Genomic DNA, 21,276 nt, shown 5'->3' on the forward strand with positions numbered 1-21,276 from the left:
CGACGGGCTGGTTGGCAACAAAAGCGCGCTGGGGGACTGCAAGCATGACTGAACTCCGATAATAAGGAGTCAATCAGCTTGGACACTGTCCAGCGACGGCGATAGATGCTGGCCTCCGGGCATTTACGTTTGTTTTCTATTGTTTGGTTCTTGTCGCTACCTGCCCCGCCAAACACCAATTTCTTCGCCCACCTCCCTCGCTGCAAGCTTAACTTTAGTTAATTCTAATTAATTGATTTTTAAGACCGGTACTATCAAAGTTGCAGTACTGCCACTGCATTTCATCCGAAATTTTCCATTTTTTTGTGCTAGGTCCAACCCGTAATTTCCGCATCGCAACACTTCATTGTTTTGCAGAATACGTTCCTGTCAACGCACCGTTTTGTCGAGCAAGTGCTCCATTGGCAAGTAGCAAGCCACAAAAAATTATTGCTCAGCAGCAATCGTCATGTCTGTTTTCCCCAATATCAACATGAAATCGCGTTGCAATAGTTTGCAAAGAAAACAGCCTGGATGGAGCCCGTCATGCAGCTACCCGATTTGGCTTTACCCCAGCCGGAAGACTTCGGACTTGCATGCTTGGTCATCCTGGCTCAGTTTCATTCCACTCCTGCAGACAGCGCACAGCTACGGCATCAATTCGGCCAGGATGGCCAACCCTTTGACGAAACACAGCTCCTGCTGGCTGCCCGTTCGCTTGGCCTGAAAGCACGTGTCATCCATACCCGTGCAAGCCGTCTCGCCACTACCCCACTTCCAGCGTTGGCCCTGAATGCACAGGGCCATCACTTTGTTATCGCCCGCGTTGAAGACGAGCGCGTCCTGGTACAAGACCCAGAGGTTGGCAGGCCTCAGGTCCTATCGATGGAAGAGCTGGAAACTCGGTGGGATGGACAGCTGATGTTGCTGGCATCACGCGCTTCGCTCACCGGAGAGTTTGCCCGGTTTGATTTTTCCTGGTTCATTCCCGCTGTCATCAAATACCGCAAGCTGTTGCTGGAAGTGCTGGGTGTTTCTCTGGCTCTTCAGTTGTTTGCGCTCGTTACACCCATGTTCTTCCAGGTGGTGATGGATAAGGTGTTGGTACACCGCGGCTACTCCACACTGAATGTCATTGCCGTAGGGCTCGTGGTGATCGCCGTCTTCGATATCGTTCTAGGTGGGTTACGCAACTATGTGTTCTCGCATACCACCAATCGCATCGATGTCGAGCTGGGGGCCCGGCTGTTCCGGCATCTGCTGGCACTACCGCTGAGTTATTTCACCAGCCGCCGGGTCGGGGATTCGGTGGCGCGCGTCCGCGAGCTGGAAAACATCCGCAACTTCCTCACCGGTCAAGCCATGACCTCGGTATTGGACTTGGCCTTTATCGTGGTGTTTTTGGCGGTCATGTGCATCTACAGCGGTTGGTTGACCTTGATCGTTGTGCTGTCCCTCCCCTGCTACGGGCTGATTTCCGCTGCCATCACCCCCAGCCTGCGCGCCCGGCTGGATGAGAAATTCGCGCGAGGTGCCGACAGCCAGGCATTTCTCGTGGAATCCGTTTCTGGTATCGAAACCGTCAAAGCCATGGCGGTGGAGCCACAATTCACCCAGCGCTGGGATAAACAACTGGCCGCCTATGTCGCCGCCAGCTTCCGGGTTGTGACCCTGGCCACTTTCGGGCAGCAGGGTGTGCAACTCGTCAACAAGCTCGTTACCGTGGCAATCATGTGGTTCGGGGCAAAGATGGTGATCGAAGGTGAACTCACCGTAGGCCAGCTGGTTGCCTTCAATATGCTGGCTGGTCATGTCGCTGCCCCCATCATCCGGCTCGCCCAACTGTGGCAGGAGTTCCAACAGGTCGGGATTTCGATGCAACGCCTGGGCGACATCCTCAATACCCGCAGTGAAACCCCACAAAGCCGGCAGGCGCTTGCCGCGATCGATGGCCAGGTCTCCTTCGAAGATGTGAACTTTCGCTACAAGGCCGATGCGCCAGAAGTACTGCGCGGTATCAATCTCACCGTTGCACCGGGCGAGATCATCGGCATCGTAGGCCGCTCCGGCTCGGGCAAATCCACACTCACCAAATTGCTTCAGCGGCTGTATATCCCGGAACGCGGCCATGTGCGTATCGATGGCATTGATCTGGCACTGGCCGACCCAGCCTGGCTGCGTCGGCAGGTTGGCGTCGTCCTCCAGGAAAACCTGCTGTTCAACCGATCGATTCGCGAAAACATCGCGCTGACTGCGCCAGGGTTACAACTCGATGCGGTAATCGCCGCCGCAAAACTCGCCGGCGCTCATGACTTCATCTGCGCATTGCCAGAAGGGTACGACACCATCGTTGGTGAACATGGCACGGGCCTATCTGGTGGGCAACGCCAACGCATCGCCATCGCCCGGGCACTGGTCATGAACCCACGCATCCTGATTTTCGATGAGGCCACCTCAGCGCTCGACTATGAATCAGAACGCATCATTCAGGACAACATGAAGGACATCTGCCAGGGTCGTACCGTATTGATCATTGCCCACCGGCTATCTGCAGTTCGTGTAGCCCACCGCATTGTGGCCATGGACAAGGGGCAGATTGTCGAAATCGGCCCGCACCAGGAACTGGCCGGCAAACCTGGCGGTTACTACGCCAACCTTCTTGCCCTGCAAAACGGCTAAGGAGACACACCATGAGTCTCACCTTGCATGCCATGCGTGACGTGCTGTCCCGTTATGCCCAGATTGGAAAAGCCGCGTGGGCCCAACGCCATGACATGGTCTCGCCCCAACGTACCGCCCATGAACTGGCGTTTCTGCCAGCCCATCTGGAATTGCAGGAAGCACCTGTCCACCCTGCACCCAAATGTGCAATGCGCTTTATCATCGCCCTGCTGATCATCGGCTTGTTATGGGCCACCATCGGCAAACTCGATATTGTCGCCGTCGCCCCTGGCAAAGTAGTGCCGAATGATAGAGTCAAAGTAGTCCAGCCATTGGAGGTCGGTGTCGTACGGGCGATCCATGTACGCGACGGGCAAGCCGTCAAAGCTGGCCAGCTGCTGATCGAGCTGGACTCCACCGCTACCGCGGCCGATGTCATGAAGTCCGAAGAAGCGCATGACGGGGCAGCGCTTGCCATGGCGCGGGCCAATGCCCTGTTGCATGCGCTAGACCAGCAGACCGAGGTGCAACTGGGTAGCCAACCCGGCATAGAAAACCAACGGATCCTGGCCGAAACCCGGCTGGCGCAGGCACAGCTGGACGAGTTCCGCAGCAAGCAGGCCACGCTTACCGCAGAGCTGCAAAAGCGTCGAGCGGAACTGACCACGACACGCGCCCTGGTTACCAAACTGGAACAGACCCTGCCGATTTCCAAAGAACAGGCAGCCGACTACAAACGCTTGCTGGAGCAGAACTTTGTGTCCCGCCATGGCTACCTTGCGCAGGAAAAAGAACGCATCGGCCTTGAAAAAGACCTGGTCGCACAACGCAGCCGCATTCAGGAATTGACTGCCGCGATCCAGGAGCAGGAAACGCAAATGAAAAGCCTCACCGCTGAATTCCGCCGCCAACTGTTGGATGCACAAAACCAGGCATACCAGCAAACCATGCAGTTCACGGAGGACAACACCAAGGCGCAAAAGCGGCAACAGCTCACCCAGCTTACTGCGCCTGTCAGCGGTACGGTGCAGCAACTGGTTGTCCATACCGTTGGCGGTGTCGTGACAGCAGCCCAACCCCTGCTGGTGGTCGTACCGGACGACACCCTGGAAGTAGAGGCCATGGTCGAAAACAAGGATATTGGTTTTGTAAGCCAGGGCCAGTATGTAACCGTCAAAGTGGAGACCTTTCCCTATACCCGTTACGGCTACCTGCGCGGGCGGGTAACCAGTGTCTCCAACGATGCGATCAATGATGAAAAACGTGGTCTGGTTTACCACGCCCGAATAAAACTCGATGCGGACAGAATGTGGATAGACCGCAAATGGATTCGCCTCTCACCCGGCATGGTGGTAACTGCAGAGGTAAAAACAGGCCTGCGACGCATCATCGACTATTTCCTCAGCCCGCTGACTGAGCAGGTCAGCGAAGGTTTCCGGGAGCGCTAGCCCTCCTCTCTTCACGTCTCGCCAAGGCGTACCACCACCTCTGAAATCGTACCGCCACCTTCCGGAATCAGCCCGGCTGCGCGGTACATCCTCACTCCCACCATGGTGTGCACCTGTTGCACGGCCAGGGAGGGGTACCGTGCCGCGCCTCGGTAAATAGGCGTAATCGTTGTGTGTTTCGTTCAATAAAAAGGAGTCACACCATGGCATACGAAGATTTACGGCAAAAACTGGAATTTGCCGCCGAATCCTTCACCTTCATGCTGGCGAAGATCAAGGATCTGCAGAACCGCTCAGTCATCAACAGCGCGAAAGTCATCACACTGTCGGACTACCTGGGCAACGACGCCCAGGCATTCCACGACGCCGCAAAAGTACTGGGGCTCAACATCCCCGAATCCGATCTCAAGCTATCAGAAGCGCTGGGTAAGCCCGTAATCAGCAAGGAGACATTGGACGGTTGGGGTCATCAGGTCGAATACAGTAGAAACTCGCTAGTGCTGTTGACCAATCTGCTCAAAGACGCCACGCCCGATAAGCTGGCTGCTGTGCAGACCCAGCTTAACGAACTGATCGTTGCGACCAATGATCTTTCGCCCACATCCGGTGCGGCACGCAGCTATCAGATTATGACTTCGATGGGGCGCGTCTACACCAATTTGGCAAAGATCCAGTACGAACGTTCGTTCGAAAAACTGACTTCCGGCCTGGGCAATATCATCTCCAACAACAGCGCAGTCGTCGAAGCTTGGCGGGCACAGGGTATCAACATTGACCCATTGCGCCGGGTTGACCACCTGCAGACTAAACTGTCCCAATTATTGGGCGGCATCAACCTCAATAGCGGTGACTCCGTATTTGCCAAGAATTGGCAGGCTTGGAAGAACGAGACGCTGAAGCAGCTCTCCCCTGAGGCTATCAACAAGTCAGCCGGCGAAATCTACGCCACGCTCAAGAAAGACCCGAAGCACAAGATCACGCTTGAACAAGCCCGGCAGACCGCGGTCGAGCTGGCGAACTACCGCATTGAAGCCGATGAGATTCCCAAACTCAAAGGCACTTTGCTCAACAACTCGCAATACCAACGACTGGCTGCACGTTATTCAGCACGCAGCAGCGCACAACAGTTCGGCCGTTTCCTCGGTTCTGGCGGCTCGCTGCTATTTTCGGTACCTGGTGAAATCTTTGCGGCCACCAACACTGACGAGACCGCCAAGCATGCGATCAAAGCCGCGCAGTTTGCTGCCAGCGCGCTCCAGGTGCCTTACGCCATCGCTTACACGATGATCGAGGCACGACTGAAGAAACAAAGCGCTACCAAGGTGTTCAACGACTTCGTGGTGTCGTTCCAGAAGAACGCACAGAAGGTCACGATTCAGCTACCCGAGAAAGTGAACCAGCTTTTCGGCAAGGCACAGTCGGTGAACCTTGGCACCGTGGATGTGCTTGATGAGCAGCGCCTGAAGGTCATCAAATCAGCCGGTGACGAGGCAAAGTTCAGCTTCAATCGGGGTAAGGAACTGGGTAAGCAACTTGGCAAATCCGTCGCCTTCTTCGCCGCCGATTTGTTGTCATTCGCCAATGACATCTACACCGCCGCCAGTACGCCACCCAAGGGCGACCTGGGCAAAGCGCAGCTATCGCTGAACCTCTTGACCGACACTGCCTTCTTCAGCGCCGACCTGCTTTCGGCCATTGCCTCCGGCACCAAGGCACTGCGTGCGGCACAAGGGTTGGCGGTAGTCGGTGCAGCCTTATCCTCGGTCAACTCCATCCTCAATATCGTCGACGTAGCCCAGCGTTATAAGGGGGACTTCAGTTCCGAGCAGTCGAAGTGGGACTTGTCCAATGCCATCATCGGCACCGCCGCCAGCATTGCCGGCATCGGCGTGTCCATCGTCTGCCCGCCAGCTGCATTGCTGTTCATGCTGATACCGAACTTCTCGGCAATCGGCCAGGCCATTGAATTGCAAAGAACCTACTCGGACTTCAAGGGTAAAGGGCTGAACCATGAGGCCCAGGTAGTCGATACGCTGCACAAGATCTCCGCACTCGATGCCACACCGATTGTGAACTGGTTCTCCGGCATCTACACACCGGACCTTAAGAACAAGATGCTCAGGGCCATGAATGCCGAGTGGTATCAGTCTGCATTCGACGACCGTATGAATTACATCGCGAACGAAAGCACGACCAACCTCATGGGTTACGCCACTAAGGCAGGCGTACAGAGCTACCACCTGATCACCTCGTCCAAGCAGGAATTCAACTACCTGGGCAGGCAAAAGAGTGTGTCCGACTGGGTGGATATCGCCGTCAATATCGGCGGACAGACCAGTATGCGTACCAGCAAGAAGGTCAACCAGAGTCTCGAATCGACAGGTGTGTTGCAATTGGACGGCATGCTGAACGAAAGATCGGGCAGCACGGGCTTCGATACGGTGTATCAGATCGACCAGGGCGACGGCCAGAACATCCCCAACCTCACGCTGGACAACAGCCGTTCCATGCTGAAAGGCCTTTACATCAACGCAACTGCCAGCAATGTACGCATCAAGGCCGGCTCTGGCGACGATATGTTTGTACTCAGTGAAATGCTGGCCGAGCTGGATGGCGGCCTGGGGTCGAACAGTGTGAGTTTCCAGTTGGCCACCAAGGGCGTTGCCATCGACATGAAGCGAGGTAGCAATATTACGGCATGGAAAGGCTCCAACTTCGCCGATACGGTATTAGGTACTAGCGGCAACGACATGTATGCATCCGTAGGCGGAAGCGACAATATTCAACTACTCGATGGCGACGATTTCGCAGCCATTGGCAGTGGCGTAACCGCCGATATGGGCAACGGCGACGACGTAACCTTTATCGATGATTTACCTGCATTGGCAAAAGGCGGGGCTGGTAACGATGTCGCCGTGTTCCAGAATCTGAAGACAGGTGTCCACTATGCAACCAGCGGCATTGCCGAAGGTATGCTGAGCACTGAAAGTATTCGGAGTGGTACGTCCACCGGGAAGATGCTAAGCCTCTACGAGTCGTTCATCGGCAGCCAGTTTGCCGACAACCTGCGGGTGCTGAGTGGTGACTCGCTACGTTCCTTCAGCCTGGGCGCTGGTAACGACCAGGTAACGCTCGGAGCTGTATCCGACGTTTCAATCTTCATGGGGGATGGCAACGACACTATACAGAGCGACAGCGAAACCCTGTCCGCTCCGTACAGTAATGGCTCATTCCTGGGCGGCAAGGGTAATGACCGGTTCGACCTGACACTGAATAACAGCAATATGTTGATTGGTGGCGGCGAAGATGACGACACCATCGTTATCCGCGGTGCAGCTGGCAGCACAGGCAACAAAACAGAAATTATCGGCGGTACCGGCAACGACACGGTCTGGCTGATGGCAGATGCAGAAACCACCCTTCGTTTTGGCACCCAGGATGGCAGTGACGACATCTACGACGACATGCAGCGCAGTCAACGCATGGTGCTGATATTCGATAGTGCCAATCAGTCAGAAGTACAGATCAGTTACCGCCCCTACCAGGGTACCGCTACCCCACTTGGCGCAACATCATCATCGGGTAATAGCTACACCTGGACTGTCGACATCAAAGTTGGCAACACCACGGCAAAGCTGCACACTTTTGCGGCCGTTCCCGCTGATGTCATGGTGGTAACACCGAAAGACATGGGTGTGCGCACGCTGGATATGCTGACCGGACAAGCGTTGGATTCCCTGCTACCCAGCGATACAGGCAATACGCCTAGTAGTGCATTAATGTCTGACGCTTCGGCTTCACGCCAGGCATCTCTTTTACTCGACAGCATGGCGAGCTTCGGTGCGGACAAAGGAGCGCATTCCACGAGCAAGCTGTATCACGGCGCGTCGTCGCAGATGTACTTGGCGGCGGCACCCGTCTAAGAACTTGTTCAAAGCTTACTGCGCAGCTGTGATCAAGGCTTATGTGCTGCTCGAAACAGACTGCGGATAGGTTCTAACCTCCAACCATGCAAACACCCAACCCTTCGGCTGGGTGTTTGTATCATTCAGATACCGATAACAACTCAGCCTAGAATGCCCCAGGCATGGAGATTCAGAATCAACGAGATTCCGGCAATCGCGATCGTGCCAATCACAACCATCTTGTCCACAATATCTACGTTCAACTCTATTCCCGTGATGTTCTTCAATACAAAGTAGATATACGTGCCATTAGGCCTACCCGCACCGAGCGCAGCTTTGACTTTCCAATGCCAATCCGAGACGGGGCAATAACCGACACCAAGCCAGCGACCCAGAATGAACCAAGAACCTAGAGTCAATAAAGTTAATGCAAGGTGAAATGGGAGCAAAGGCTTGAATAACCAACCCATCATCACAAACAGGATGATAGTGATATGTGCTACATGAAATAATCCATTTAGAAGGAAATAAATAATCTCTCGCATATTTCTAATTAACCACAATGTTTGGCAATCGCTTTTGCGCTTTGCACTACTTTCTTAAATGCCAGCAAATATTGGTCCAATAACTCTGTAGAAGCCCATGGGAACGAGGGTAATTTCATCAGCTCGCCATTCACTTTTTCTGTGAATGGTAATGAAACCGTTGCATAGTTTGGTGTTACAGCACTGTTTGCGCGCATGACATCCAGAAAAGCACCCTCGGTAAAGAATGGCTGCTGATGTAATAACGGGTAACGAGGCAAAGCAGCAAAGCAGCCTTCTGCATTGAGCGCTTCTATCAGACTTTTCATCGACAACCCGATCGAATCAAGGTCTGGCCTGACCAGATATTCAAAATAAACGCGTTCAATATGACCAGGCGGTAAGAATGTATGAATCCCCAACTCTTCCAAGCCCTCAGACAAATACCGTAGACTTTCACTTCTCTTCTGATTATTCTCATTCAAACGCTTTAATTGACACCCTGCAATTGCTGCAGATATTGGTGCTATACGCGTCTTGATACCGAAGCTCGTTGCTGCAAAACGGCGGGCCGGTGTTTCCAGCTCGATTATTCGCGTTATATCGCCAAAACAAACCGCACGTTCCCAATATGCGTATTCACGGCATAAAAGCATGCCGCCTTCACCAGCGGGGGCAAGTTTGCTGCCTTGCAAGCTGAATACAGAAACATCACCCAATGAACCACAGGCTTGCCCGCGCCAGAATGCACCATGTGCGTGAGAGGCATCTTCAACAATCTTAAGATTATATTTCTTTGCGAGACCCGTAATTTCCGTCATCTTCGATGGCATGCCCCACAAATGCACAACCACAATTGCCTTGGTTCTACTCGTGATTTTCTTTTCCATATCTGCCGGGTCCAGCCCCAGTCGATCCGGCTCACTCTCGCAAAATACAGGTACCGCACCTAACCAAACCATAGGCAGGACAGACGCCCAGAACGTGGCAGACGGCACCAGCACTTCGTCACCGGGTTTGAGGTTGATGGCCCAGAATGCAGCCATGAGCGCAGATGTACCATTGCAATGAGCAAGCGCATAAGGCATGCCCGAGAATTGCTGATAATCCTTTTCCAATTCTCTGATAACAGGATGCGTAGATATTTCACCATCCCGCAACACCTCAATCACTGCCTTTTCATCCTCATCAGTCAGCACCGGCCAGCGATTGGCAGCATTCTGGTCCAGCGTCACTGCAGGGCTACCACCAAGAATAGCGGGCACATCTTTTTTTGAATCGCTCATGTTGGGGCCTATTTACTGAAGATTAATGAGTCAAAGTTATTCTTGATGTTGGCACGATAGTTTTCGAATAACTGCGCTGCCAGAACAGCATCACCATGCGCAAGGTCGAGGGAAATATTCCGCAAGACCTCTGCATTTGCGTCACCTATCCCTAGCCCACCCCTATGAACCCATTGTGCAATATTAGTTCGCCGACGAAGGTAGTCTTCAAGCGTGCAGCATAGTTCGTTCTTCGCACACCAAGCAGCAGAGACAACGGGTTGTGCCAAACCAGGGAAAGCCGCATGTTTCACCTCACCATATGGATGCTGAATTGCGGTACGGACCTCTCCCGATGCAGCAACAGACCTTTTGATCAGTTTCGCTACCCTGTTGGCCATGCGTGTACAGCCGGTGAGCTTTCCGCCATAACAGGAAATCCATGGGCGATGGATATCTTGAATCACCTCTTGCCGTCGCGATAAATCAAGCGGGTAACAATCCCCTTGATACTGCTTTCCCACTACCAGTGGCCGTATGCCGCATCGGACCGAAATGATGTCATTTCTATCAAGCGGCTTTCGGTATCTACGCCCATATTGATCCAGTAAAAAATCAATGTCCTCTTTTGAAGCCTGAATACCATCTGCAATATGTTCAACTTTGGTTTCTGTTGGTCCCCATAAGGAAATCGGTCCCCACGGCACATGAGTAATCACATCATCATGTTCGCCCAGATCAAAAAATAGCGAGGACTGATGTTGCGCCGAACGGGGCAAGCCCAAATAAACGCCTTTGCTCAGCACATGGCGAACTGGCGAATTAATTGAAAAATCTGCATTTACCTGATCTGCCCAAACACCGGTGCAGTTAACCATCATTGCAGATTTAACTGCATATACTTTTTGAGCAATCGTATCCTGTATATTAAGTTGCCACTTTTTATCAAGTACACTATATTCGCCTTGGGCACTACAATAATTCAATGCAATTTGATCTGAAGCCTGATGACCTTGCCGTGCAATCCAGTTATACACAAAACGTGCGTCTGATTGATCCAGAAATGCTTCTTCATAGGTCAATGAATTCGTTATCAGATTTGACTTAATCAATTCCGATTCGCCAAAGATACCTTCTGAACGCGGTATACGCCTGCGCCCCATTCCCATCAACCAATAAGACCAGAGCCCGAGCTGTTTCCACCATTTAGCAAATCCAATATTATTGGTGGGTAGATAACGCATCATTCTTGGGGTTATTTCCTCAGCCTTCTCTGAGATCATCAAATCCCGATCATAGGAAAGCTGTAAAACTGATGGGATATCAAAATTCCTCAAATACAACAAACCGCCCCAAATCATCATCCCGGAAGACTGACTGGTACCTGAGGCGAAATCGCCTTTATCCAGTAATAAAACTTTATAGCCAAGGCGACAAAGCGTATCGTATAAGCATGCGCCATTAATACCGCCACCAAGCACAACGATATCAAAGCAAGATGTATCTTGAAGTTGATTTAAACGTTCCTGGCGATTCAAATTTATACCCCATGTAGATTATTGGACATAGAAACCAAAGACCCATAACTAGCAAACATAGTTCCGTGACTAATTACAGTTCAAACTTAACAGCCAACTAATCCAAATGATTAAGGTTTTCTATCGCTTATCAACCGACATGCCTTAGGCAAGCTCATTATAGTTTTCATCAGCACCAATAACCGACACAGCCTCTATCGAGCGATATGACGAGTTTTGATGGGGCAGGAAAATGCATTCCTCAAGCAGGCTGCAGCACCGCTCGTTATGGCATCCCTTTTTGGCGGAGTGTCTGGCTGGAGTCCAACTATGAAAACACCCAGCTAACCGAGCCGGGTGTTTGTACCATTCAAGTCACGCGTAACCAAAGCGGTATTGAGAGGTGGAAACTGTATTACCTGAAATTACTTGGATGAGACTGGCTGTTTACGTCCCGCCATATGCTTCAAATACCCGACCAGCTGTTCAAGCTCATCATCCGACAACATGCTACTGGCTATGCTAGGCATTTTCGCCTGTGGCCAATTACGTAGGGCTTGTGGGTCACGAATATAACGTTTCAATGACTCCGTGGTGAAGTACTCCGTCGGGCTATACGGCACATTAAGGTCCGGGCCAAATTGCGAATCACCAGCACCATTCAACCGATGGCAAGCCAAGCAATGCTTTTGGAACAGCATGAATCCTTGGTTGATCGGGTCACTGGCAGCCAGCTTGGCATCTGGTCGCAATGCCGGAAAACGCTCTGCGACCGGGGGTAAAAGCTTGAAGCTGCTGATCTGAAATGGCCACTGTTCAGCGCCGATCTGGCCGTCTTTAGGCGATGTCCAGACCAGATAAAACGGTCCGGCGCTGAGCTTGTTTTTTTCCAGCAGCGGCCAAGGTTTGGCCGGGTCCTCAACAGCCAACCAGGCTTGCGCTCCCTTTGCGTTCAGCAAGGGCGCTGCAGACAATTCGGCAACAAAGCCATCCAATGCAACGGCTTGCAAGTGATCATCAGCCTTCACGCCTTTCAGTAAGGCAGCCAGCGGAACAGCCCGGTAATTCATGTTTCGCTTGTAGGAAACATCATCAGGAATCTGTACCGTCTGCGCCTGAGGATGATCCAGCAGCTCCTTGGTCTGCCAAACCCGTTTGTTATCACCCAGGTCCAGATTAAGTTGTGCTGCAAATGAAGGAATACTGAGAAGTAGTATGCTCAGAAAAAAGAAAAGTCTATTCAATTGATGCCCATTTCAGTGGTAATTGCACAGTACGACATCTGACTGCTATGCCGCGGCCACGTTGCCGTATCCGGCGCAATCAGACCACATCAGGCACTTCAAGCGCTACTTCCCTGTTGAATGGCTGTGTTTTCAAGGTAACACCAGTACCGACGAAGCGGTTCTGGCTAAGCGCACAAACGCAGACAGTACGTAAGTACAGCAAGTTTGCACAACAACGCCAGAAGGGGTTTGTTAACAGCACTAAAACCTGTTCACGATCTGTCACGAGCAGCCGTCAGCAGGGTGAAGCGCAGCACAGAAACCGGTATGTACTTGTGTACATGAGGATTTCGAGCAGCACATAAGCCCTGATCACCGCTGCGTAGTAAGATCGTGAACTGGTTTAAGGGAGTAGGCTAAGCACCGCTCCAATAGCCAACCCCAAACCCAACCAATGCACAGGGCGTATGGCTTCTTTGAAAACCAACCCGCCCACCAAAGTACCCAGGGCAATAACGCCGATATTCGTACTGGCGAATACCAATGCAGGCGACTGCGCAAATTGTTGATGGGCGCGAATATAGAAAAGGATGTTGCCAAAATTAAGCAGGCCCAAGGGCAATCCCAACAACAAAGCCCGCCACTGCCAGCTAACACGCCGCACCAACAAATATGCCAGCAATAACACGCCGGAAAGCAGCAATGCTATCAACAGCGCATTGGTAAAGCCGGTTCCTGCCAACGCAAGACGCTTGAACAAAAGGTCGACCAAGCCATACCCCAGCCAGATCGCCAGCAGATACCGCCAGGCAAACGGGCTTTGCGTAGGCTCAGTGCCGACAGCAGGTTTATGAAGCAGGCAACCCAGCGCGGCGAAACCCAATAAGACACCAGCCAATTTCTGGGGCAGCAACACTTCGCCGAATACCGTAAAAGCAGCAACGAGCGGAATGATCAACGACAGTCGTTGCGCCGCATCGCTACGCACCATACCGGCTTCACGAACAGCCGCCACCATGGCAATGAATACAGCGGGTAACAATGCGCCCAGGGCCAGCAGATGCGGCCACGGCACCGCAGCTTGTTCAAAAACCGTCAAATCCGGCCGTAGCAGTACCACGCACAGGGTTGCGGCAACACCGTAGTTGACCAGAATGGCCTGACGTAAATCGACCGGATAACGACGTGCCAACTTGAACGATACCGAGACGGCAATACTGCAGACGATACTGAACAACAAGTAGTACATGGTTGGCCTTGGAATTCGTTCGCAATCTTACTGCGAAGCCGTGATCAGGGCTTATGTGCTGCTCAAAATCCTCATGTACAAAAAGTACATTCCGGTTTTTGCGCTGCTCTGTACTCTGCAGAAGACTACTCGTGACAGCGCGTGAACAAGTGATGTGAGCCTGCCCAATGCCTCGCGAGCTAAAGCAAGACAAGGCGGAAACACCCAAGGAAGCAGAGTTTACGAATGGTAGATGCGCATTTCTGAGGGTGTTTTCAACGCGGTATTGCCGACGCGCAGCAGACTTTGAACTGGTTCTAACGGCGGGCCTTAAAGGCAAGGTAAGCAAAAGCCCCAGCCAAGCCCATACAGGCAATGGCAACCCAACCCGGCATCGAAATCCCGAAGAGCGTCCAATCCACCAAAGCGCACTCTCCCGTACCAAACAGCACGTTCTTCAGGACATCAGTGAACGGCATGCTTTCCAACATAAAGTTCAACCCAGGGCCACAGGCCGGTACTTCGCTGGGTGGCAGGGTCTGGATATACGCATGTCGCGCAGCAATGCCAAAACCGGTTAGTGAGGCCAGGATACCCAGCACACCATAGACACGCGCACCTTGCTCCGACTTGGGGTTATGCAACGCAGCCAACAGCGCAACCACGCCCACAGCGATAACGCATACCCGCTGGAAAATGCACATCGGGCAGGGGTTGAGGAAGCGGTAATACTGCTGGTAGAGGGCAAAGGCCATCATGCCAGCGCATGCGAGGAAAACGGCGATATAGCCGATACGACGATTCAACAAGGACATGGAATTTCGCAGAAGTAAAAAGGTCAGACGGGGTCAGACATCAAAAGTGCGCGGGTAGTTTCGTCGATTTCGATCGCCAAGTCATGTGCAGCCAACACACGGTTGTCTGTTGGACGCACCACTTTCAGATTCAGGAAGATTTTTTCGCCCGCCAAAGCATAAGTGCCCACGATAACAGCCTGGACATTGTACGCAGCGCTGACTTCCTTTACTTCACGCGACAGCAAGAGTTCGCCTGTTCCTTCCCGCATAAAAACGCTGCCGCGCAGCTTCAGCTCCACAATCGGGTACTTCTGGAACAACAAACGGCTGGCAACCTGTTCGGCCATCAGGCGGCCAAAGGTGGTAGTAGCCGTTAGTCGGTCGAGCTGGACAAAGGTCGCGACGATCACCGGCTGATCAACCTTGACGACCGGATAAGCCATGGCCGCGAGCCGGTCGGCCGCTTCGTAGCTCGCCTTGATCATCGGATTCTTCGTGCCTTGCTGGTAACTGGCGCAACCTGCAAGTGACAATAATATCCACCCCAGAATAAGCACCCGCATTACTGTGCCCCCGTCAGCGTCATCCGTTTGACCGGTGTAGGTGGGGGTGGCTGGGCCGGTGGGGGTGGGGGCGGTGGCAGCAAGGACTCATCGTATAGCTTCACATCTGCCTGGTTCACCTTGTACGCATCGGTACTACGGAACACAAAGCGATTTCCATTTCCAATCGAGGTGGTCACCACAATCTGCAAACCGCTGGCCATATGGATAGACTGTACCTCAGCATCCATGATCAGCACGCCATCACCCCGTTTCTGGGAGACGATCATGCCCTGCTCGTTCAACCGGCTTAGCAAGAACTGCTTTAACGACCGTGCAAAAGGGGTGGGCAACGCCGGGTCCGTGACAAAAATCGCCCGGTTGTTCAATTCCTTGGTCTTTGCGGCGCGCTCACCAATGCGTGTCGCGGCCATGTTGGCAAGATCCCCCCAATCCGCAGGGGCCCGCAACATCGTCGTCTGTGGTTCATCGACCGATGAGAATGCGCGCCATCGATCACCCAGCTGCGCACAGCCGGCAAGGGTCAGCATCAGCACGATAACAGTCAGGCGTAGGCGCACAGCCTTAGTCCTCAGTCGGGTTTGACGCGCTCGGATCATAGCCGAGAAAGCGCATGATGTCGTCGCGTCGACGCATCGCATCGCTGTACCCCAGTTCAATCAAATCGCGCGAATAACGACGGTGAAACAGTAAGTACGACGCCAGCACCGAGCCCTGCCGGCGCAAAGCCCCCAAGCCACGCAACACAAAGCGCATGGTCCACGGGAAGTGATGCGTATGTCGCGAAGCAAGCTGCTCCAATGGACGCGAAGGCGAAATCACCAGGATGTCCACTTCCCGCAGCGCTACTTCGTGCAGCGCCTTGATGTCGTCAGGCACGAAAGACAGGGTTCGGTTGACGCGGGCAATCCGCTCCAGATCCACCTCCATACCATCGATGAACACACTGTTCATCAGGTGACCAGCCACCTGGGCCAACGATGGGTAATCTGAGGCATACAGCCGCTCCTGTGCGGCTTCCCGTGCAGGTGAAACCCCGATCACCAGCACCTTGTGCGCCCCAAGGTGCAACGCCGGGCTGATGGGGGCGACCTGGCGTACCGACCCGTCACCAAACCATTCCCGATGGATTTGCACGGCGGGGAAAACGAAGGGGATCGCCGAGGTTGCCATCAGGTGATGCACATCGATCTTCGTATTGGCACCGATACGCTGGGCCCGGCTCCATCCTGGCAGGTCCTTCGCTTGAAAGAACGACACAGACTGCCCCGAGTTATAACCCGATACCGTAATACTCAATGCCCGCAGTGCACCGCTATCGATACTCTTCTGTATGCCTTCGAAGTTGATCAGCTCATGCAAAAGCCCCCTCAGCGGCGCGTTATCCAGAAACGAGCGGGGGTTCTTGCGCACCATGCCACCAGTCAGCAGCGGGCTGAGCCAGCGGAAGAAGTAACGGAACATGGTACGAAAGTCAGTGTGATAGACCTGTTCCACCGACAGCTTCTTCCACACATATTCAAGCTTGCAGACGCTTTTACGGAAATGCATGCTGCCCGAAGCCAGCGAGGCCGCATTGATCCCGCCCGCCGAAGTGCCGCAGATAATTGGAAAAGGGTTCGCCACTTTCGCCGGCAACATTTTTGCAATCGCCCGTAATACGCCAACCTGATAAGCCGCTCGAGCTCCGCCGCCTGACAAAATCAACCCAACAACAGGAGGGAGGGGTTCGGACATAATCTCCTCGTTTTTATGTAAAGCTGGCTGGCTATGCAGCCTTTGGAACCGGCCTGCCCACCTGGCTGGCGTGACGCAAACCGGTTTCTACGTCTCAAGCATAGTTCATCAACGGCATAGCGTAGTCGGACCGCATTCGGAGCTATAGGCGAATTACGGTATAATCGATTTTTGCCGCCCAAGGATTTAGCCATGCGTGTTATTCAAAAAGCGCTGACCTTCGACGACGTTCTGCTCGTCCCTGCCCATTCCAATGTCCTGCCTCGCGATGTCGATCTGTCGACCCAGCTCACGCGTGAAATCCGCCTGAATCTGCCACTGATTTCAGCAGCGATGGATACCGTTACAGAGGCCCGTCTCGCGATCGCCATGGCGCAGGAAGGCGGCATCGGTATCGTTCACAAGAACATGCCACCACAGGCCCAAGCCCTTGAAGTCAGCAAGGTAAAGCGCCATGAAAGCGGCGTGGTGAAAGACCCCGTCACCATCACACCCGACATGCTGGTGCGCGATGTCGTCGCGCTCACCCGCCGGCACAAGATTTCCGGCCTGCCCGTTGTTGAAAGCAATGGCAAAGTCGTGGGTATCGTCACCAATCGTGACCTGCGTTTTGAAAGCCGGCTTGATGCAACCGTCGCCAGTATCATGACGCCGCGTGAACGTCTGGTTACCGTCCGCGAAGGCACCAGCATTGATGAAGCACGCGAGCTGATGCATACCCACCGCATCGAGCGGGTATTGGTCGTCAACGAAGGCTTCCAGTTACGGGGCCTGATTACCGTCAAAGACATCATCAAGAAGACCGAGCATCCCAATGCTTCCAAGGACACACAGGGCCGTCTGCGTGTTGGCGCGGCAGTGGGCGTGGGTGGTGATACGGAAGAACGCATCAAGCTGCTGGTTGACGCCGGTGTGGATGTAATCGTGGTCGACACTGCGCACGGCCATAGCCAAGGCGTGCTCGACCGGGTGTCCTGGGTCAAGCGGCAGTATCCGCAGGTTCAGGTAATTGGTGGCAATATTGCCACTGCTGCTGCAGCCCTGGCCTTGGTCAAGGCTGGCGCAGATGGCGTCAAGGTCGGTATCGGCCCCGGTTCGATCTGTACCACGCGCATCGTGGCTGGCGTTGGCGTTCCACAGATCAGCGCTGTTGCCAACGTGGCTGAAGCACTCGCAGGTACGGGTATTCCGCTTATTGCCGATGGTGGCATCCGTTTCTCCGGCGATATCTCCAAGGCAATCGCAGCCGGCGCCAATCTGGTCATGCTGGGTGGCTTGTTTGCCGGTACCGAGGAAGCCCCAGGTGAAGTCGAGTTATTCCAAGGGCGTTCCTACAAGAGCTACCGTGGCATGGGCTCTCTTGGCGCGATGCAGCAAGGTTCCAGTGATCGTTACTTCCAGGACTCGGTCAACAACGCCGACAAGCTGGTGCCTGAAGGCATTGAAGGCCGCGTCCCTTACAAGGGCCCGCTAACCGCTGTGATCCACCAGTTGATGGGTGGCCTGCGTTCTTCCATGGGTTATCTCGGCTGTGCTTCGATCAACGACATGCATACCAAGGCGGAATTTGTCGAGATCACTTCAGCTGGTATTCGTGAATCGCACGTGCATGATGTGCAGATCACCAAAGAAGCACCGAACTACCACGTCGATTGAGCTGCCACTGCAAGTGTTGTAAGTCATGCCAAGCCCCTGTCATACAGGGGCTTTTTTATGCCCTTCCACCATACAAACGAGAATCTAGTGACTAGAGTTCGGCCATGACGCCAGACGAACTACTCACCCTCGCCTACCAACACTTTGCGCAGGCTGCTTGGCGAAGCGCTGATAATTTCGCCTGCATGGTGTTGGAAAGATATCCCCAACATGCGCCTGCCTATTTGCTACGTAGTCAGATAGCAATGGAACGCGGCCTGTTTGACGATGCACATCATCATCTGGCACAGGTCGCCACCTACGCAGTAGACCAAAGCCTGGTCTTCTGGCAGGACCTGGCGCAGCTTGCCAGCAAGCTTGGGCAGCACACGCTGGCGTACCAAGCCCTTGCACAAGCAGTACAGATTACCCCTGATGATGCCGCGGTCTGGCATAGCCTGGGCGTCAAGGCGCAAACATCCGGCGACCATCAGACTGCAGTACATGCCTACCAGAAAACCCTTGCCCTCAACGAAGCGCTGCCGCACACGCACAACAACTATGCCGCGCTGATGCAGGCTAGCGGCAATCTGCCAACAGCGATACACCACTTCCTTCGCGCCACAGAACTTGATCCTACCTATACCGTTGCCTGGAAGAACTATGGCGGTGCGTTACAGCAGGCAGGCCAGTTCGAGGCTGCACTGGCTGCCTACACGCAGGCCACCGAGCTACAACCCAACTATGCAGAAGCCATCGCCGGCAAGCTGTACATGCAGCTGCATCAAATCGAGTGGAATGGACTTGGGGCACAACAAGACGTACTTAAGACAGCGCTTCAGCAGAACCAGGAGGTTTACATCCCTCCCCTTGCCTATCTGGCCCTGGATAACCAGCCAGACCATCAACTAAAGAATGCACAGCGTTGGGCCAGCCAGTTCCGCACGCCAGCGCTACCTGCCTGTCCACCACGCCAGCGCAGCCGGATTCGGCTGGGTTACCTGAGTGGCGACTTTCACGGCCATGCCACCAGCTGGCTAACTGCCGGGCTATTCGCCAGTCACGATAGGCAAAGCTTTGAAGTTTTCGGATACAACTACGGCCAAGACGATGGTTCATCACTGCGAGAGCGAATCCAGGAAGGCTTTGACCGATTCACCACTGTCAACACGCTAAGTCAGGCGCAACTGGCGGAGCGCATACGTGCAGATGAAATCGATATCCTCATCGACCTGAAAGGCTGGACCCGCAACAGCCGTTGTGATGTTCTTGCGTATCGACCCGCCCCGGTCCAGCTGCATTACCTTGCCTACCCTGGCACCCTGGGCGCACCTTGGTGCGATTACCTGATTGCGGATACCCAAGTCGTGCCCCCTGGCGCAGTCCAGCACTACCAAGAAGCGATTGCATGGCTGCCAAACTGCTACCAGATCAACGATAGAGACCGCGCCATTGCCCCGCAACCAACACGGGCAAACGCAGGTTTACCTGAAACAGGCTTTGTCTTCTGCTGCTTCAACCAGCATTACAAGATACAGCCTGATGTGTTTGATATATGGATGCGGCTGCTGCATACAGTTCCTGGCAGCCTGCTCTGGCTTATCGATACAGCAGATAATGGCAAATCAACCCGGCTGAGGCACCAAGCCACATTGCGCGGCATTGCCCCAGAGCGCCTGTACTTTGCGCCCATTCTTCCCCAGGCACAGCATCTTGCCCGGTTAAGCTTAGCCGATTTGGCGTTAGACACCCTGCCCTGCAATGCCCATACCACCGCGAGTGATGCCTTGTGGGCTGGCGTACCTCTGGTGACCTGCATGGGTGAAAGCTTTGCAGGCCGGGTTGCCGCAAGCTGCCTTGCTGCCGCAGGCCTGCGTGAACTGATTACGGATAACCTGGCGGACTACGAAGCACTGGCCAAGCACCTTGCGCTCAACACGCAAGCCTTGGCTGCCATACGCAATAAGCTCGCTTATCAACGCCTCAACTGCCCGTTGTTCGACACCCAGGCAACCGTAGCAGCACTGGAAACGGCATACAAAACCATGTGGCAGCGTGTGCTCGCAGGCTTACCGCCTGCAAGCTTCCATGTCCCACTCACAGCTTAAAACCTGTTCAAAGTCTGCTGTGCGTCAGCAATACGGCGTTGAAAACAGCCTCGGAATGCTCATTTACCACGCGTAAACTCGGCTTCCTCAGCAGTTTTCGCCTTGTCTCGCCCTAGCTCGCAAGATTTTGAACAGGCGCTTATTTACCGGCTTTGGCAACAATATCCTGAAAAAAGCCGTATACCCCATCGGCACTCATCCGCCTGGCACTAGCCAGCTCTCCCGCCCTGGTGGCATACAGCACACGCTGATCGGGTGCCAGTACTACCACCGCAGGTATCCCCTTCTTGATCGGATTGCCATACACCGTATCAAGGTCGGTATTCTTGTCGAATCGACCAACATCGATCTTGACCACATTGAATGACTTGGCCATCAGGGCGGCGTTCTTGTCATTCTTCAACGCACGATCCAGTGCCCGGCAATCTTCACACCAATTTGCGCCGAATACCAGTAGAACTGGTGTCTGCGTACTGTGGGCTTTGATCAAAGCTTGCTTGACCTCTTCCTTGGCATTGGCGGTTTCATCATAAGGCAGTGCATCCGCACGGAGTGCAAGACTGCCCGCCATCAATACAAGTGCAATCAATTTTTTCATGCTTAGACCTATAAGAAAGGAACCTTCATTTGATGGGTTAAGAACCTGTTTACGATCTTACTGCGCAGCCGTGATCAGGGCTCAT

15 protein-coding genes are annotated in these 21,276 nt (G+C 53.8%); 5 read left to right on the top strand and 10 right to left on the bottom strand.

What is annotated here, in order from left to right:
• The first annotated feature begins 525 nt into the window (after nucleotides 1-525).
• The 3 genes from ACUHMQ_RS10210 to ACUHMQ_RS10220 all read left to right on the top strand — a co-directional run bounded on the left by ACUHMQ_RS10210 (nucleotide 526) and on the right by ACUHMQ_RS10220 (nucleotide 8,011).
• Nucleotides 526-2,658 (top strand): type I secretion system permease/ATPase, encoded by a 2,133-nt coding sequence (locus tag ACUHMQ_RS10210; RefSeq protein WP_445295361.1) that lies wholly within the window; start codon nucleotides 526-528, stop codon nucleotides 2,656-2,658.
• A gap of 11 nt (nucleotides 2,659-2,669) precedes the next feature.
• Entirely contained in the window at nucleotides 2,670-4,088 is a 1,419-nt protein-coding gene (locus ACUHMQ_RS10215; RefSeq protein WP_445295362.1) for an HlyD family type I secretion periplasmic adaptor subunit, read from the top strand.
• A 203-nt stretch (nucleotides 4,089-4,291) separates the two neighbouring features.
• Nucleotides 4,292-8,011: a calcium-binding protein gene (locus ACUHMQ_RS10220; RefSeq protein WP_445295363.1), complete on the top strand. Its 3,720-nt coding sequence runs from the start codon at nucleotides 4,292-4,294 to the stop codon at nucleotides 8,009-8,011.
• Nucleotides 8,012-8,154: 143 nt separating this feature from the next.
• On the opposite strand, the gene ACUHMQ_RS10225 is transcribed toward ACUHMQ_RS10220, so the two are convergent.
• From ACUHMQ_RS10225 to ACUHMQ_RS10265, 9 genes are all read right to left on the bottom strand, one after another.
• The gene (locus ACUHMQ_RS10225) at nucleotides 8,155-8,538 is read right to left on the bottom strand and encodes a DUF2784 family protein (protein ID WP_445295364.1); all 384 of its coding nucleotides are present in this window, start codon (nucleotides 8,536-8,538) and stop codon (nucleotides 8,155-8,157) included.
• Between the two features lie 8 nt (nucleotides 8,539-8,546).
• On the bottom strand, nucleotides 8,547-9,803 hold the full coding sequence (locus ACUHMQ_RS10230; protein WP_445295365.1) for a DegT/DnrJ/EryC1/StrS family aminotransferase: 1,257 nt from the start codon (nucleotides 9,801-9,803) through the stop codon (nucleotides 8,547-8,549).
• 8 nt (nucleotides 9,804-9,811) lie between these two features.
• The gene (locus ACUHMQ_RS10235) at nucleotides 9,812-11,320 is read right to left on the bottom strand and encodes an FAD-dependent oxidoreductase (protein ID WP_445295366.1); all 1,509 of its coding nucleotides are present in this window, start codon (nucleotides 11,318-11,320) and stop codon (nucleotides 9,812-9,814) included.
• A gap of 404 nt (nucleotides 11,321-11,724) precedes the next feature.
• Complete coding sequence (locus tag ACUHMQ_RS10240; RefSeq protein WP_445295367.1) at nucleotides 11,725-12,543, bottom strand: c-type cytochrome; 819 nt, start codon at nucleotides 12,541-12,543, stop codon at nucleotides 11,725-11,727.
• A gap of 385 nt (nucleotides 12,544-12,928) precedes the next feature.
• Nucleotides 12,929-13,774, bottom strand: a complete 846-nt coding sequence (locus ACUHMQ_RS10245; protein ID WP_445295368.1) for an EamA/RhaT family transporter — start codon at nucleotides 13,772-13,774, stop codon at nucleotides 12,929-12,931.
• 296 nt (nucleotides 13,775-14,070) lie between these two features.
• Nucleotides 14,071-14,568 (bottom strand): disulfide bond formation protein B, encoded by a 498-nt coding sequence (locus tag ACUHMQ_RS10250; RefSeq protein ID WP_445295369.1) that lies wholly within the window; start codon nucleotides 14,566-14,568, stop codon nucleotides 14,071-14,073.
• 23 nt (nucleotides 14,569-14,591) lie between these two features.
• Nucleotides 14,592-15,113, bottom strand: coding sequence for a FlgO family outer membrane protein (locus ACUHMQ_RS10255; protein ID WP_445295370.1), 522 nt, complete (start codon nucleotides 15,111-15,113; stop codon nucleotides 14,592-14,594).
• The gene (locus ACUHMQ_RS10260; RefSeq protein WP_445295371.1) at nucleotides 15,113-15,673 is read right to left on the bottom strand and encodes a hypothetical protein; all 561 of its coding nucleotides are present in this window, start codon (nucleotides 15,671-15,673) and stop codon (nucleotides 15,113-15,115) included. Before ACUHMQ_RS10260 ends, ACUHMQ_RS10255 begins: the two co-directional genes overlap by 1 nt.
• Nucleotides 15,674-15,677: 4 nt before the next feature.
• Entirely contained in the window at nucleotides 15,678-16,850 is a 1,173-nt protein-coding gene (locus tag ACUHMQ_RS10265) for a patatin-like phospholipase family protein (protein WP_445295372.1), read from the bottom strand.
• A 192-nt stretch (nucleotides 16,851-17,042) separates the two neighbouring features.
• Between ACUHMQ_RS10265 and guaB the strand changes: the two genes are divergently transcribed.
• Nucleotides 17,043-18,506 carry an IMP dehydrogenase gene (gene guaB / locus ACUHMQ_RS10270; protein WP_445295373.1) on the top strand — a complete coding sequence of 488 codons (1,464 nt, stop codon included), beginning with the start codon at nucleotides 17,043-17,045 and terminating at the stop codon, nucleotides 18,504-18,506.
• Nucleotides 18,507-18,610: 104 nt separating this feature from the next.
• Nucleotides 18,611-20,593: an O-linked N-acetylglucosamine transferase, SPINDLY family protein gene (locus ACUHMQ_RS10275; protein WP_445295374.1), complete on the top strand. Its 1,983-nt coding sequence runs from the start codon at nucleotides 18,611-18,613 to the stop codon at nucleotides 20,591-20,593.
• Nucleotides 20,594-20,732: 139 nt separating this feature from the next.
• Here the strand turns inward: ACUHMQ_RS10275 and ACUHMQ_RS10280 are convergent, their stop codons facing one another.
• A complete protein-coding gene (locus tag ACUHMQ_RS10280; protein ID WP_445295375.1) occupies nucleotides 20,733-21,191 on the bottom strand; it encodes a thioredoxin family protein in 459 nt (152 codons plus the stop codon).
• Nucleotides 21,192-21,276 lie beyond the last annotated feature (85 nt).

It is taken from the genome of Chitinimonas violaceus, assembly GCF_052601015.1.

What these genes read in the sequence shown, in the direction of transcription:
- ACUHMQ_RS10275 (WP_445295374.1), top strand. Translation starts at nt 18,611, where the DNA reads ATGACGCCAGACGAACTACTCACCCTCGCCTACCAACACTTTGCGCAG.
- ACUHMQ_RS10250 (WP_445295369.1), bottom strand. Translation starts at nt 14,568, where the DNA reads ATGTCCTTGTTGAATCGTCGTATCGGCTATATCGCCGTTTTCCTCGCA.
- ACUHMQ_RS10245 (WP_445295368.1), bottom strand. Translation starts at nt 13,774, where the DNA reads ATGTACTACTTGTTGTTCAGTATCGTCTGCAGTATTGCCGTCTCGGTA.
- ACUHMQ_RS10265 (WP_445295372.1), bottom strand. Translation starts at nt 16,850, where the DNA reads ATGTCCGAACCCCTCCCTCCTGTTGTTGGGTTGATTTTGTCAGGCGGC.
- ACUHMQ_RS10255 (WP_445295370.1), bottom strand. Translation starts at nt 15,113, where the DNA reads ATGCGGGTGCTTATTCTGGGGTGGATATTATTGTCACTTGCAGGTTGC.
- ACUHMQ_RS10225 (WP_445295364.1), bottom strand. Translation starts at nt 8,538, where the DNA reads ATGCGAGAGATTATTTATTTCCTTCTAAATGGATTATTTCATGTAGCA.
- guaB (WP_445295373.1), top strand. Translation starts at nt 17,043, where the DNA reads ATGCGTGTTATTCAAAAAGCGCTGACCTTCGACGACGTTCTGCTCGTC.
- ACUHMQ_RS10210 (WP_445295361.1), top strand. Translation starts at nt 526, where the DNA reads ATGCAGCTACCCGATTTGGCTTTACCCCAGCCGGAAGACTTCGGACTT.
- ACUHMQ_RS10230 (WP_445295365.1), bottom strand. Translation starts at nt 9,803, where the DNA reads ATGAGCGATTCAAAAAAAGATGTGCCCGCTATTCTTGGTGGTAGCCCT.
- ACUHMQ_RS10215 (WP_445295362.1), top strand. Translation starts at nt 2,670, where the DNA reads ATGAGTCTCACCTTGCATGCCATGCGTGACGTGCTGTCCCGTTATGCC.
- ACUHMQ_RS10280 (WP_445295375.1), bottom strand. Translation starts at nt 21,191, where the DNA reads ATGAAAAAATTGATTGCACTTGTATTGATGGCGGGCAGTCTTGCACTC.
- ACUHMQ_RS10220 (WP_445295363.1), top strand. Translation starts at nt 4,292, where the DNA reads ATGGCATACGAAGATTTACGGCAAAAACTGGAATTTGCCGCCGAATCC.